Raw genomic sequence first — 14,460 nt, forward strand, 5'->3', positions numbered from 1 at the left:
CTGTTTGTGCTATAATGAGACATCGTCAAATGTTTTGAAAGGAATCACAAATTGACTTTTACTAGTAAAGTTAAATGGGAATATTTTTAGGGAAACGTTCAATCAAGATAACTTTTAAAGGAGGATTTGGATGGCAGAGGAATTACGATTAAAGTACAACAAGACATTTTTAGAAGAGTTCGCAAAAACTATTCAAATGCATCATTCTAATTTTGATTCAGAGTCTTTTTATCAGGCTGTTTTACAGGATGACTGGGAGGATTTGGCATTGATGGACCGGTTTAAACGTATGGCAGATGGCACTTATCATACGCTTGCGCTTCCATATGCAGATGTGGTCGATTTGCTGATAAAACTGAATGCGACTTGCCGAGGATTTGACTATTTATTCTTTAATGACATCATTTGGAAATTTGGCTTGGAGGACTTGGCTCATTCCTTTAAAGGAATGGCGGTGTTAACCACTGGCTCTACATCTGAATTTGCTATTCGTTATTTTTTGAACCACAACTTTGATGCTAGCTTTGCTTTTTTAAAAGAGCTGAGCTTCTCAGATAATGAACATCATCGTCGATTGGCCAGTGAGGGAACACGTCTTCGCCTGCCTTGGGGAAAGGCAGTCCCCGACTTGGTGACACATAGGACAGAGATTTTTGAGGTATTAGATACTTTAAAAGCCGATTCATCTCTTTATGTTAGAAAAAGTGTGGCCAATAATCTTAATGACATGACTAAGTTTTATCCAGATGAAGTGATTGCTCATTTAAAAACTTGGAAAAATCAAGATCCCAATACAGATTGGATCATCAAGACAGCCTTGAGAACATTGATTAAAACAGGCTATCCTGCTGCACTGGACTTTATGGGGTATTCTCAGGATTTTGAGATAAAGCAGGCTCAGCTAGCTATAGATTCTCTTGAGGTATATGATGGCGATACCAGTCAAATTTCCTATGCTGTAAGGGTTACGTCTCCTGGACCAAGTAAATTTCGGTTAGGTTTGGCTTTTGGATTTCAAAAAGCTAATGGTCGGATTGGTGAAAAGATTTTTTATCTGAAGGATACTGATTTTGTAAAGGACATTACAATTTCTGGCCACAAAAATTACCAATGGAAAGATTTAACAACGCGTCGGCATTATTCTGGAAAACATCATATCCGACTACTTCTAAACGACATTGAATTAGAAAAAGTGGAGTTTATATTGAACAAACAGCCTAGGGATTAAATCTGATGTGTCGGTTAACTGACTAACTTCTACCGAATATGATTTTTGGCTGATCAATCAGTCACGGAGCTGGATTGTGGATGGGAAGTCGCTTTGTTTTTACACAAAAATATGATAAAATGGGGTGTTATCAAGAACAGGGTTTCATTTGCCCTGAGTTGAAAGGAAAAAAACATGACAAAAACACCGTTTTATATCACCACACCGATTTATTATCCTTCTGGTAAACTTCACATCGGGTCGGCCTACACAACTATTGCCTGCGATGTCTTGGCTCGCTACAAGCGTCTCATGGGCCACGAGGTCTTCTATCTGACAGGGCTTGATGAGCACGGGCAGAAGATTGAAGAGAAAGCTAAAGAAGCTAGTTTGACACCGCAAGCTTACGTTGACGGCATGGCGGTTGGCGTTAAAGAGCTTTGGAATTTGCTCGACATCTCTTACGACAAGTTCATCCGCACAACCGACGATTACCACGAGGAAGTAGTGGCGGCTGTTTTTGAAAAATTGCTGGCGCAGGATGACATTTACTTGGGAGAATATTCTGGTTGGTACTCCGTATCAGACGAGGAATTCTTCACCGAGAGCCAATTGGCAGAGGTCTTCCGAGATGAAAACGGCAAGGTAACAGGTGGTATCGCTCCGAGTGGTCACGAGGTTGCCTGGGTTTCAGAAGAGTCTTACTTCCTCCGCCTCAGTAAGTATCAGGATAAGTTGGTCGAGTTCTTCAATGCTCACCCAGACTTTATCCAGCCAGACGGCCGCCTCAATGAAATTATGAAAAACTTCATCGAGCCAGGCTTGGAAGATTTGGCAGTTTCCCGTACATCATTTACTTGGGGCGTGCCTGTACCGTCTAATCCTAAACACGTTGTTTATGTCTGGATTGATGCCCTGCTCAACTATGCGACTGCCTTGGGTTATGGTCAGGAAGAAACAGCCAACTACGACAAGTTCTGGAATGGAACAGTTTACCACATGGTTGGCAAGGACATTCTTCGCTTCCACTCGATTTACTGGCCAATCATGCTCATGATGTTGGATATGAAGTTGCCAGACCGTTTGGTCGCTCATGGCTGGTTTGTCATGAAAGACGGCAAGATGTCCAAGTCTAAGGGCAATGTGGTCTATCCAGAAATGTTGGTTGAGCGTTTCGGCTTGGATCCACTGCGTTACTACCTCATGCGTAGTCTGCCAGTCGGCTCTGACGGCACCTTTACGCCAGAAGACTATGTAGGTCGTATCAACTATGAATTGGCCAATGACCTTGGAAACTTGCTCAACCGTACGGTTGCTATGATTAACAAGTATTTCGGCGGTCAGGTCCCAACTTTTGTTGCTAACGTGACTGATTTTGATGCGGACTTGGCAGCAGTAGTGGCTGAAAACTTGTCAAGCTACCACAAGTACATGGAAGCTGTTGACTACCCACGCGCCTTGGAAGCTGTTTGGAATATCATCTCCCGTACCAACAAGTACATCGATGAAACTGCACCGTGGGTCTTGGCTAAGGACGAAGCGGACCGCGACAAGTTGGCAGCAGTCATGGCTCACTTGACAGCAGGTCTTCGTGTTGTGGCACACCTCATTCAACCATTTATGATGACGACTTCAAATGCTATCATGGAACAGCTTGGTTTGGGAACAGAATTTGACCTTGAAAACCTTGACTTTGCAGGACTTCCAGCTGGTTTGACAGTGGTCGCAAAAGGTACACCTATCTTCCCACGTCTGGATATGGAAGAGGAAATCGCCTATATCCAAGCCCAAATGGGTGGTAGCTCTGCTATTTCCCAAGAGGAAGAAAAAGAGTGGAACCCAGCTGACGTGGAACTCAAAAACGAGAAAGCTGCGATCAAGTTCGAGGACTTCGACAAGGTAGAAATCCGTGTGGCCGAAGTCAAGGAAGTAGCAAAAGTAGAGGGTTCTGACAAGTTGCTCCAATTCCGTCTGGATGCAGGTGATGGCGAAGATCGTCAAATCTTGTCTGGTATCGCCAAGTACTATCCAAATGAGCAAGAATTGGTCGGCAAGAAAGTCCAAATCGTTGCCAACCTCAAGCCACGTAAGATGATGGGCTTGCTCAGTCAGGGCATGATCCTCTCAGCCGAACACGACGGCAACTTAACACTCTTAACAGTCGATCCATCTGTGCCAAACGGCAGCCAGATTGGGTAAGTTTGCTTAGACAAGACACAAAAACCAGCCCTAGTCGGCTGGTTTTTTGAGTACTTTCCATTCCTCTTCTAGAATGGCCATAATAAGGGTATCGGCATAACCGTCTGCTGTCTTCTGGCTGCCACGCTTGATGCCTTCCAAACGAAAGCCTGCTTTTTCATAGGCACGCTTGGCGCGTGGGTTGAAGGAAAAAACTTCCAGTTCCAAGCGGTGCAGGCCGATTTGCTCAAAAGCAAAATCTCGGGTTTTCTCGACTGCCCAAGAGCCCAAGCCACGGCCCAAATAGTCCTCGTCAAAGATGACTATCCGAAAGTTAGCAGAGTTATTCTCCCTATCTAGTTCATTGATGACCGACTCACCGATAAAGGTTCCGTCAGGTGCAATCAAGATAAAATCAAACCGATCAGGGTCAGCCACAATCCGATTGTAGAAGTTGATAACGTCATCTTTTGGGTAAGTTCCCGAGCTCCCCGTCAGGCGATCAATTTCAGCGGAGGGCTTGGTAAAACAGTCTTCATAGTATTTCTCTGCAAAGCCCACTTGAAAGGACTGCAGGACAAAGCCGTCCTTTTCCCATTTGGCAATTTTTTTAGTCATGTTTCATCTCCTTTTCATCATTATACCACAACTTGCGAACTAAGTAAAGAGAGGAGGTTTTATGCTTGTAGCACTTGATGAAGATAGACAAATTTTTAACCTTTTGGAAAATCCTGCGCCGCAAGGCAGTTTTACTTGTCCAGGTTGTGGAGGCCTGGTCCGATACAAGTCTGGAAAGGTTATGCGTTCGCACTTTGCCCATGTTTCCCTGCGGGATTGTAGTTACTTCTCCGAGAATGAGTCCGCCCAGCACCTGTCACTTAAGTCCAGTCTCTATAACTGGTTGGCTAAAAACGAACTGGTTGAACTTGAAAAATGCCTGCCAAAGATTGGCCAGGTCGCTGATTTATTGGTCAATAATAGTCTGGCCTTGGAAGTTCAATGTTCTAGCCTCCCCATTACTCGTTTGCAGGCGAGAACAAAAGCCTATCATGTTGCAGGCTATCAGGTTGTTTGGTTGCTTGGCAAGGATTTGTGGCTCAAGGGACGACTGACCAATCTCAACAAACAATTTTTGTATTTTAGTATGAACATGGGTTTTCATCTGTGGGAGTTGGATGACGAGAAGAAGGAGTTACGACTTCGCTACCTCATTCATGAAGATTTGCGGGGCAAGGTCTACTGTCTTACGAAAGTCTTTCCCTTTGGTCAGGGAAACTTACTGGATATATTACGTTTACCTTTTTCCAAGCAAACCCTATCTAGTATGACTTGTCCAATGGATGAGGATTTGCCTCGCTACATTGCTCAACAGCTGTATTACAAATCCCCCAAATGGCTCGCCCTGCAAGCAGAGGCTTATGGACGTGGAGAAAATCTATTGACTAAGACAGCATTAGACTTTTATCCCCAAATCCGTCTGCCCCGCTCTGCCATTGGCTTTGCCCAAATCAAGCAAGACCTGACTCCGATGTACCAAGCATTTGATCAGTTTTACGACAAAGCAAAAGATAAGAGTAGACAAATCTTGTATCCACCTATAATGTATAGACAATTTATGTAAATAATGATATAATAAAAAAAGGTTTACAAGGAGGTTCGTGGAATGAAATTCAGTCGTTTTACCTTAGTAAGTGCCTCTTTACTGCTAATAGCTTGCTTATCAGCTTGTGCTGTCATATATGAGGAAGGGCAACCCACCACAGCCTCCAGTCAGCAAGTGCAAACAATAAATGAGGAAGAAGGACAGAAGTTTACCTCCCAACATAGTCAGAAAGTAGTAACTAAGGAAGTAGCAGAAAGCGGAGGTACCAGCATTACCTTTGATGATGGAACAGAGTATGTCCATGTCTCCGATACCACTGTAGGGGAATATTTTATGCTTTCCTATCCAAGTGGTTGTAAGGTAACCTATTTCGTTGAAAGTGGTGATTATACTGTAGCGACAGATGAATACGAAGGCGAAGATAAAGCAAGTGCAGCTAAGGGACAGGTCGGACAGTATTTTGTAGACAGTGGCTATTCTATTTCTTTTGCAAATGATGGCGCCCTCCTCATTGATTTACAAGGAAATTTCACCCACCAGTATGATGGCAAGGAGAAAAAAGGAAATATTAAAGATGCGGAAGGAAATAGTTACGTCGATAGCTTGTTAAACCAATATGGTATTCCCAACCTTGCCTTTTATGACAGTTTTGTCAAAGAAGTGGTAGCAGATGCCAAGACCTACTTTACTACTGATGAGTAGGTTGTAAGCCCTCACTTTTCAATGGAAAGCGAGGCTTTTTTGTGGTAAAATAATAGGAACGGAGGATTAGATATGTCAAAACAACGTCATGAAATCGAAGAAAAATACCAGTGGGATTTGACCACCATTTTCCCAACAGATGAAGCTTGGGAAGTAGAACTTGCTGATTTGCAAGCAGAAACAGAAAAAACGAAAGAATTTGCAGGTCACTTGCTCGACTCTGCTAAGAGCCTCTTGGATATCAGCGAGACCCAGCTTGGCCTCATGCGTCGCATTGAAAAGCTCTATGTCTATGCGTCCATGAAGAACGACCAGGACACCCGTGAAGGCAAGTATCAGGAGTTTCAAGCCAAGGCTTTGGCCCTTTATTCAGCCTTTTCACAAGCCTTCGCCTTCTATGAGCCAGAATTTATGGCGATTACTGAGGAGCAACTGGAAGCTTTCAAGGTTGAAGAGCCAGCTCTGAGTCAGTACAGCCACCAATTTGAAAAACTCTTGGCAGCCAAGGATCATATCTTGTCACAGGAAATAGAAGAAGTTCTTGCGGCGACCAGTGAGATTTTCGATGCTCCGTCTGAAACCTTCTCTGTCTTGGATAATGCCAGCCTGCGTTTCCCAGAAATCGCAGATGAAGACGGTCACTTGGTGCCACTTTCACACGGAAACTACATCCACTTTATGGAGTCTAAAAACCGTGATGTCCGCCAAGAAGCATACGAAGCTATGTACGGTACCTACGAGCAATTCCAGCACACCTACGCCAAGACCCTTCAGTCTAATGTCAAGGTCAATAACCTGAAAGCTCGTTTGCGTAAGTACGATTCAGCCCGCCACGCATCACTTGCAGCTAATTTCATTCCAGAATCTGTTTACGATACATTAGTGGCGGCAGTCAACAAGCACCTTCCGCTCTTGCACCGTTATATCAATTTGCGTAAGAAACTCTTGGGTATTGATGACTTGAAGATGTATGATATGTACACGCCATTGTCAGATTTCAGTACCAAGATTTCTTATGAAGATGCTCTCAAGAAATGCCAAGAAACCTTGGAAATCTTCGGCGAGGATTATTCGGCTATTGTAAAAGAAGCCTTCGAAAACCGCTGGATTGATGTCCATGTTAATGAAGGAAAACGCTCAGGAGCATACTCAGGAGGTGCTTACGACACCAACGCCTTCATGCTTCTCAACTGGCAGGATAACTTGGATAACATGTACACTCTTATCCATGAAACTGGCCATTCACTTCATTCTATGTTGACTCGTAAGACGCAACCCTATGTGTATGGCCATTATTCTCTATTCTTGGCTGAAATTGCTTCAACGACCAACGAAAATCTCCTAACAGAAAAACTCTTGGCAGAAGTAGAAGATGACAAAGAACGCTTTGCTATTCTCAATCATTACCTAGATGGATTCCGTGGTACAGTCTTCCGCCAAACGCAATTTGCAGAGTTTGAACAGGCTATTTACAAGGCAGACCAGGAAGGTCAGGTCTTGACGGCTGATTTCCTCAATGAATTGTACGGTCAGACAAATGAGAAATACTACGGTCTTTCGGCAGAAGAAAACCCAGAAATCCAGTTTGAGTGGGCTCGTATTCCACACTTCTATTACAATTTCTATGTCTATCAGTATGCGACAGGTTTTGCGGCAGCATCTGCTTTGGCAAATAAGATTGTCAATGGTAGCCCAGAAGACAAAGAAAACTATCTCAACTACCTCAAAGCAGGTAGCTCAGATTACTCGCTCAATGTCATCGCTAAGGCTGGCGTAGACATGACCAAGGAAGATTACCTCAACGACGCCTTTAAGGTTTTTGAGGCTCGTTTAGAAGAATTGGAAGCACTTGTTGAGAAAGGTGTGCATCTCTAAAATGATTTCCTACAAACGTTCGATTGTGATCCCTCTTGTTATTTGCATGGTATTTATCTTGATTGGATTGGGCTTAATCTTTAAGCCAGAACCTGCAATTCTATCAGGATTGTGCTACATGCTACTAGCTCTTCCTTCTGCCTTCTATGCTTTTTTGTGGCGGAAACAAGGGCAAGTCTTTGTTCTCAATCAGCAGAGTTTCGAAATGAAGAACAAACTCTGGGGAGATAGAATAAACATTCCAATTGCGGAAATTGGGAAAATTCAGTATGAGTTTGTCCATATTTTCCGAGACATTTACTCAAAACGAATGCGTATTGTAGGAAGGACTGGAACCTTGTTGGTTGAGGTGAAGATTGATAATCTTTCAGGAGCTGATTTTAATGATATTTATCAATACCTCAGCCCGCTTGCACCCCATATCATGTGGGAATTTCCAAAATAATAAACAACGATGAATAGGAGGCTGTATGCTGACAGAAGAAAATTTGCAAGATATTTTTGAAATTGCTGATCTTTTTTCCGATGGCGATTTGGATGTGTTCGTCAAGCTAAAAGAAGTCATTTTTGCAAGTGATCCAAATGAAATTCTGGATTATATCGAATCTATCTTAGACCCTCTTGCCTTTGATGACTTTCTAACAAAAGTAGGAGAGTCAGAAAAGGATAATCTGTGGTTAATCTTGGTGACCTTGTTAGAATATGGCGAGTATATTTGTGTTCGTGAAAAAAATGAAAAATTACGTGATTTTGTACACTTTTTTGATCGTTTACACCATGTCAGAAAAGCAGGGATTTCTCTTCGTTTAGATGCAGAAGGTTTAAATCCAAGGGGAAGTATCCCAGAATGGGCGGCAGTTATCGATGGTAAATTTGTGAATGAAAACTATTGCCTAGGTGCAATTGATATGGGAACTGAGAATTATTTCTTATTCTTCAATAAACGGGATGTTTTTGACCGTATTCAAGTTTTGGCAAAAAGTCTAGGCTATCGTATTGAATTAGCGAAGTTTATATAATCGATTAAAGAAAGAGGAGAAATCCTCTTTTTTGTTAGATCAATTTTGAAAGAAAAAAGGAGGATATTTAATGAAAATCAGGTTTCGAAGAAGCATTTCTTTCTAGGTGTGGTCTACCAGAGAATTTGTGATTCTTGACCGTAAAGACTGGCTATGGTATACTTAACGGCATGGTTGAATCATACTCAAAAAACGCAAACCACAATATGCGCCGTCCTGTAGTTAAGGAAGAGATTGTGGATTTTATGCGGACACGTCAGGCGCAGAATACAGGATTTTTAAAAGAGTTAGAGGACTTTGCACGTCAGGAAAATATTCCAATTATCCCGCACGAAACTGTAGCCTATTTTCGTTTGCTCATGCAGACCTTGCAACCCGAACGCATTTTGGAAATCGGCACGGCCATTGGTTTTTCTGCCCTCTTGATGGCTGAAAATTCTCCTCAATCACAAATTACGACCATTGACCGTAATGAAGAAATGATAGGATTTGCCAAGAAAAACTTTGCCAAATTTGATAGTCGTCAACAAATCGAGTTGCTAGAAGGTGAGGCAATGGACTTACTTCCAACCTTGGAAGATGATAGCTATGACTTTGTCTTCATGGATTCGGCTAAGTCTAAATACATCGTCTTTCTTCCAGAAGTTCTCAAAAAGGTTAAGGTTGGTGGCTTGATTGTTTTGGATGATATTTTCCAAGGCGGAGATGTTGCCAAAGATATCATGGAAGTGCGCCGTGGTCAACGTACAATTTATCGAGGTTTGCAACGCTTATTTGATGCTACCTTGGATAATCCGAATTTGACTGCTAGTCTGATTTCTATGAGCGACGGTCTACTGATGTTGCGAAAAAATAGTGAGAATATTGACCTAAAACTTGAGGAAATTTAAGACCTTTTTAAGCTTTTGTGTTATAATGAAAGGGTTAATGAATAAAAGGAGAGAATTTCTACATGAAGAAATCTAAGAAATTTTTGGCAGGTGCAGTAACCTTGTTAGCAACTGTTACCTTGGCGGCATGTTCTGGCTCTGCAGATAAAGATATCATTTCAATGAAAGGTAATACCATCTCAGTTTCTGAGTTTTATGACCAAGTTAAAACAAACTCACAAGCACAACAAGTATTGCTTTCAATGATTATTTCCCATGTGTTTGAAGAAGCATATGGTGATAAGGTATCGGATACCGAAGTCAATGAAGCCTATGAAAAAATGGCTGCTCAGTATGGTGATTCATTTGCAACCGCTCTTGCTTCAGCAGGATTGACAACTGATAGCTATAAAGAACAAATTCGTACAAATAAACTTGTAGAGTATGCTGTGAAGCAAGCTGCTGAAAAAGAATTGACTGATGAAAATTATAAGGCAGCTTATGAAGCTTACACTCCAGAAGTGACTGCTCGTATTATCAAGCTTGATGATGAAGCCAAAGCAAAAGAAATTTTGGCAGCTGCTCAAGCTGAAGGAGCAGATTTTGCTCAATTAGCGAAAGATAATTCAACGGACTCTGCAACTAAAGAAAACGGTGGCGAGATCAAGTTTGATTCTACATCTACAACAGTACCTAAAGAAGTACAGACTGCTGTTTTTGCTTTGAATGCTGGTCAGGTGGGAGCGTCGGTCGTCACTGTTGTTGATATGACAACTTACACAACTTCTTACTATGTTGTGAAATTGGAAGCTAAGTCTGAGAAGTCTGCTAATTGGGAAGATTACAAAGATAAGTTGAAAGAAATCATTTTGACTGAAAAACAAAATGACTCAGCCTTCGTTGCAACAGTCCTAAAAGGCGAACTCCAGAATGCCAATGTTAAGGTTAAAGATCCTGCATTCCAAAACCTTCTCTCTCAATATGTGACAACAGAAGATAGTAGCTCATCAAGTGCTATAAGCGAGTCTTCGAGTTCGACAACTGAAAGCTCATCAACTACAGAGTCTTCAAGCTCTTCAGGTGAATAATTAAGATTGGAAGGAAAGTTCTGATTTCAGAAACTTGGTGGTTGTTGCGAGCCAAGACAGACTTCCTTCTTGCTACTTAATTTCTACAATTGAATATGAAAACCTATATTCGCAGTTTAGCACTTTACTTGTGAATACAGGTTCTGAAATGAGAATGACAAGTCATTGAATGAAGGTGGTACCGCGGTTTTTCGCCCTTCGTTTGATTTCTTGTTATTTTTTTGGAGGTCATCATGAAGCAATTTCAGGTCAAACAGCGCTTTACCTTTGGTGGTGAAAAATTTGATATTCGTGATAGTTTTGGAGATCTTGCTTATCAAGTGCAAGGCTCGTTCCTTGAAATTCCAAAACGATTTATCGTGACCAATTCCAGAGGTGGGGAAGTTTGTCATATTACTAAGAAGTTTTTGACCTTCCTGCCCCAGTTTACTATTGATATGGCAGATGGTCATTCTTTCTACTTGCAAAAGGAATATACTTTTTTCAAGGATCGCTATACTGTGGAAAATTTAGGTTTAATCCTAGACGGAAATATCTGGGATTTGGATTTTCGCTTGAAAAGGCCAGATGGTATGCTCGTAGCTGAAATCTCCAAAGAACTCTTTCATTTAACTTCTCATTATTCAGTAACAGTCGTAGAGGAAGACTATGCAGACTTGGTCATTTCCTTGGTAGTTGCGCTAGACTATGTGGAAATGATGGAAGATGCTTTACGCTAACCGTACAATTTAATAATAAAAAGTTCGATTTAGTTTGTTCGCTAAATTGAACCTGCCTACAAAAACAAATGAAAGGAAAGGGCACCGGGTTTATTTGGAATTGAACTCGGGCTACGGACTTTCCCTTTAATCATCATTATATGAAAGGAAATGTTCAATTTAGAAAATTTTCTGAATTGAACCCGCCCGGAAGGCTGGTTTCTTTCTAACAATAACTTCTCAAAATATCTAAACGAAAGGAAAGGGTATCGAGTTTATTCTGAAATGAACTCGGGCTACGGACTTTGTCAAAAAGAGAAACACTTCCTAGACGCCAGCGTCTTCGTCAGGTTTCCTATTTTGACTGTGTCCGCTTCACGCCCTTAGTATCTTAACTTATGAAAAATTTATCATCAGCACAAATTCGTCAAATGTGGTTGGATTTCTGGAAATCAAAAGGCCACTCGGTTGAGCCTTCCGCAAACCTTGTACCTGTCAACGATCCGACACTTCTTTGGATCAACTCTGGTGTGGCAACCCTCAAGAAATACTTTGATGGGTCAGTCATTCCTGAAAATCCACGGATTACCAACGCTCAAAAATCAATCCGTACCAACGACATCGAGAACGTTGGTAAGACAGCCCGTCACCACACCATGTTTGAAATGCTTGGTAACTTCTCTATCGGAGATTATTTCCGTGATGAAGCGATTGAGTGGGGCTTTGAACTTTTGACAAGCCCAGAATGGTTTGACTTTCCAAAAGACAAGCTCTACATGACCTACTATCCAGACGATGTGGATTCGTACAACCGCTGGATTGCCCTTGGTGTTGAGCCAAGTCACTTGATTCCGCTTGAGGATAACTTCTGGGAAATTGGTGCAGGTCCTTCTGGTCCAGATACGGAAATTTTCTTTGACCGTGGTACAGATTTTGACCCTGAAAACATTGGCATTCGTTTGCTGGAAGAAGACATTGAAAACGACCGTTACATCGAGATTTGGAACATCGTTCTTTCACAATTCAACGCTGACCCAGCAGTTCCGCGTTCAGAGTACAAGGAATTGCCAAATAAAAACATCGATACGGGTGCAGGTTTGGAGCGTTTGGCAGCTATTTTCCAAGGAGCTAAGACTAACTTTGAAACCGACCTTTTCTTGCCGATCATTCGTGAAGTAGAAAAGATTTCTGGTAAGACTTACGATCCAGACGGCGATAACATGAGTTTTAAGGTCATCGCAGACCATATCCGTGCTTTGTCATTTGCTATCGGTGACGGTGCCCTTCCAGGAAATGAAGGTCGTGGTTATGTCCTTCGCCGTCTTCTCCGTCGTGCTGTTATGCATGGTCGACGCTTGGGTATCACCGAGCCATTCTTGTACAAGTTGGTGGAAACGGTTGGCAATATCATGGAAAGCTACTACCCAGAAGTGCTTGAAAAACGTGACTTTATCGAAAAAATCGTTAAGCGTGAGGAAGAAACCTTTGCTCGCACCATTGACGCTGGTAGCGGTCACCTGGATGATCTTTTGGCTGACTTGAAAGCAGCTGGCAAGGATACTCTTGAAGGTAAGGACATCTTCAAACTCTACGATACCTACGGTTTCCCTGTGGAATTGACCGAGGAATTGGCTGAAGATGCGGGTTATAAGATTGACCATGAAGGCTTCAAGGTTGCAATGAAAGAACAGCAGGACCGTGCCCGTGCAGCCGTTGTCAAAGGTGGCTCAATGGGTATGCAAAATGAAACCCTGGCAGGTATTACCGAAAGCTCAACTTTTGTCTATGGTCAAACTAGCCTAGATGCCAAATTGGAAGTGATTATCGCGGACAATGAGCGAACAGAAGCTGTGTCAGAAGGTCAAGCTCTCCTTGTCTTTGACCAAACACCATTCTACGCTGAAATGGGTGGTCAGGTTGCCGACCGTGGTGTGATTAAAAATGCATCAGGTGATGTCGTTGCAACAGTTGTGGATGTGCAGAAAGCACCGAATGGTCAGCCATTGCACACCGTAGCACTCTCTGCCAGCATTTCGCTTGGTCAAACTTACAAGCTTGAAATCGACACAAACCGTCGTCGTGGTGTTGAGAAGAACCACACGGCAACTCACTTGCTCCATGCTGCTCTTCACAATGTCATCGGCGAGCATGCGACCCAGGCTGGTTCCTTGAACGAGGAAGGATTCCTCCGCTTTGACTTCACACACTTTGAAGCAGTGACAGCTGATGAACTTCGTCGTATTGAAAATGAAGTCAATGAAAAAATCTGGGAAGCCTTGGATATTGTCACAGTTGAAACGGATGTTGATACGGCTAAAGAAATGGGTGCTATGGCCCTCTTTGGTGAGAAATATGGCAAAGTGGTCCGTGTGGTTACAATCGGTGACTATTCTATCGAGCTTTGTGGTGGTACCCACGTTGGCAATACAGCTGAAATCGGTCTCTTCAAGATTGTCAAAGAAGAGGGAATAGGCTCTGGTACCCGTCGTATTTTAGCGGTGACAGGCAAGGAAGCTTTCCTAGCTCTTCGTGACCGCGAGGATGCTCTCAAAGCTGTTGCGCAGACTCTTAAAGTACCACAAATCGACCAAGTGCCGACAAAAGTGGAGGCACTGGCTGCGGAGCTCCGCGATTTGCAAAAAGAAAACGCTAGTCTGAAAGAAAAGGCAGCGGCAGCAGCTGCTGGTGATGTCTTCAAAGATGTCAAAGATGCAAATGGTGTCCGCTACATTGCTAGCCAGGTCCAAGTTTCAGATGCAGGTGCTCTCCGTACCTTCGCTGACAACTGGAAGCAGAAAGACTACTCTGATGTCTTGGTGTTGGTTGCGGCAATCGGTGACAAGGTCAATGTCCTTGTGGCAAGCAAGTCAGCTGATGTCCATGCAGGAAACCTCATCAAAGTCCTTGCGCCAATCGTAGCAGGTCGTGGTGGTGGTAAGCCAGATATGGCCATGGCAGGTGGTAGCGATGTGTCTGCTATCCAAAACCTCTTGAACAGCGTTGCGGAAAATTTGTAATCAATTATTCTTATCAGGTTTATCATGTATGTACAATGTTACTCCCTGATTTTGAAATGATTTAATTATGATAAAACGGCTCTTTGTCAACTGTAGTGGGTAGATGAAAAGCTAACACCTAGAGAGGACGAAGTTCGTTCTCTCTTTCTTTATGTTCAAAGCAATCAAAATACGTTTTTTAAAATTTTCAAAGTTCCTGAAACC

Annotated in this window: 12 protein-coding genes; 11 read left to right on the forward strand and 1 reads right to left on the reverse strand. The window is 42.6% G+C overall.

Translation table 11 applies throughout. The features are described from left to right. The first annotated feature begins 130 nt into the window (after positions 1–130). Positions 131–1,228, forward strand: a complete 1,098-nt coding sequence (locus tag NF418_RS03300) for a DNA alkylation repair protein (RefSeq protein WP_256778426.1) — start codon at positions 131–133, stop codon at positions 1,226–1,228. Between the two features lie 174 nt (positions 1,229–1,402). Next, positions 1,403–3,406 (forward strand): methionine--tRNA ligase, encoded by a 2,004-nt coding sequence (gene metG, locus NF418_RS03305; RefSeq protein ID WP_256778427.1) that lies wholly within the window; start codon positions 1,403–1,405, stop codon positions 3,404–3,406. Between the two features lie 30 nt (positions 3,407–3,436). Here the strand turns inward: metG and NF418_RS03310 are convergent, their stop codons facing one another. Then, the gene (locus NF418_RS03310; protein ID WP_256778428.1) at positions 3,437–4,003 is read right to left on the reverse strand and encodes a GNAT family N-acetyltransferase; all 567 of its coding nucleotides are present in this window, start codon (positions 4,001–4,003) and stop codon (positions 3,437–3,439) included. Positions 4,004–4,064: 61 nt separating this feature from the next. On the opposite strand from NF418_RS03310, the gene NF418_RS03315 reads away from it, so the two are divergent. The 9 genes from NF418_RS03315 to alaS all read left to right on the forward strand — a co-directional run bounded on the left by NF418_RS03315 (position 4,065) and on the right by alaS (position 14,256). Continuing rightward, positions 4,065–5,006 (forward strand): competence protein CoiA, encoded by a 942-nt coding sequence (locus NF418_RS03315; protein WP_256778429.1) that lies wholly within the window; start codon positions 4,065–4,067, stop codon positions 5,004–5,006. 42 nt (positions 5,007–5,048) lie between these two features. After that, a complete protein-coding gene (locus tag NF418_RS03320; protein ID WP_256778430.1) occupies positions 5,049–5,690 on the forward strand; it encodes a hypothetical protein in 642 nt (213 codons plus the stop codon). 72 nt (positions 5,691–5,762) lie between these two features. Next, positions 5,763–7,565, forward strand: coding sequence for an oligoendopeptidase F (pepF, locus tag NF418_RS03325; RefSeq protein WP_256778431.1), 1,803 nt, complete (start codon positions 5,763–5,765; stop codon positions 7,563–7,565). 1 nt (position 7,566) lies between these two features. Next, positions 7,567–8,010, forward strand: coding sequence for a hypothetical protein (locus tag NF418_RS03330; protein ID WP_256778432.1), 444 nt, complete (start codon positions 7,567–7,569; stop codon positions 8,008–8,010). 25 nt (positions 8,011–8,035) lie between these two features. After that, positions 8,036–8,584 (forward strand): DUF6630 family protein, encoded by a 549-nt coding sequence (locus NF418_RS03335; RefSeq protein ID WP_105109383.1) that lies wholly within the window; start codon positions 8,036–8,038, stop codon positions 8,582–8,584. Positions 8,585–8,754: 170 nt separating this feature from the next. Next, entirely contained in the window at positions 8,755–9,474 is a 720-nt protein-coding gene (locus tag NF418_RS03340) for an O-methyltransferase (RefSeq protein ID WP_256778438.1), read from the forward strand. A gap of 62 nt (positions 9,475–9,536) precedes the next feature. Then, positions 9,537–10,541, forward strand: coding sequence for a peptidylprolyl isomerase PrsA (gene prsA / locus NF418_RS03345; RefSeq protein WP_256778433.1), 1,005 nt, complete (start codon positions 9,537–9,539; stop codon positions 10,539–10,541). Between the two features lie 233 nt (positions 10,542–10,774). Continuing rightward, a complete protein-coding gene (locus NF418_RS03350) occupies positions 10,775–11,260 on the forward strand; it encodes an LURP-one-related/scramblase family protein (protein ID WP_256778434.1) in 486 nt (161 codons plus the stop codon). Positions 11,261–11,637: 377 nt separating this feature from the next. Continuing rightward, a complete protein-coding gene (gene alaS / locus NF418_RS03355) occupies positions 11,638–14,256 on the forward strand; it encodes an alanine--tRNA ligase (protein WP_256778435.1) in 2,619 nt (872 codons plus the stop codon). Positions 14,257–14,460 lie beyond the last annotated feature (204 nt).

The sequence above is a fragment of the Streptococcus suis genome, assembly GCF_024509555.1.
In the GTDB taxonomy this organism is placed as follows: domain Bacteria; phylum Bacillota; class Bacilli; order Lactobacillales; family Streptococcaceae; genus Streptococcus; species Streptococcus suis_AD.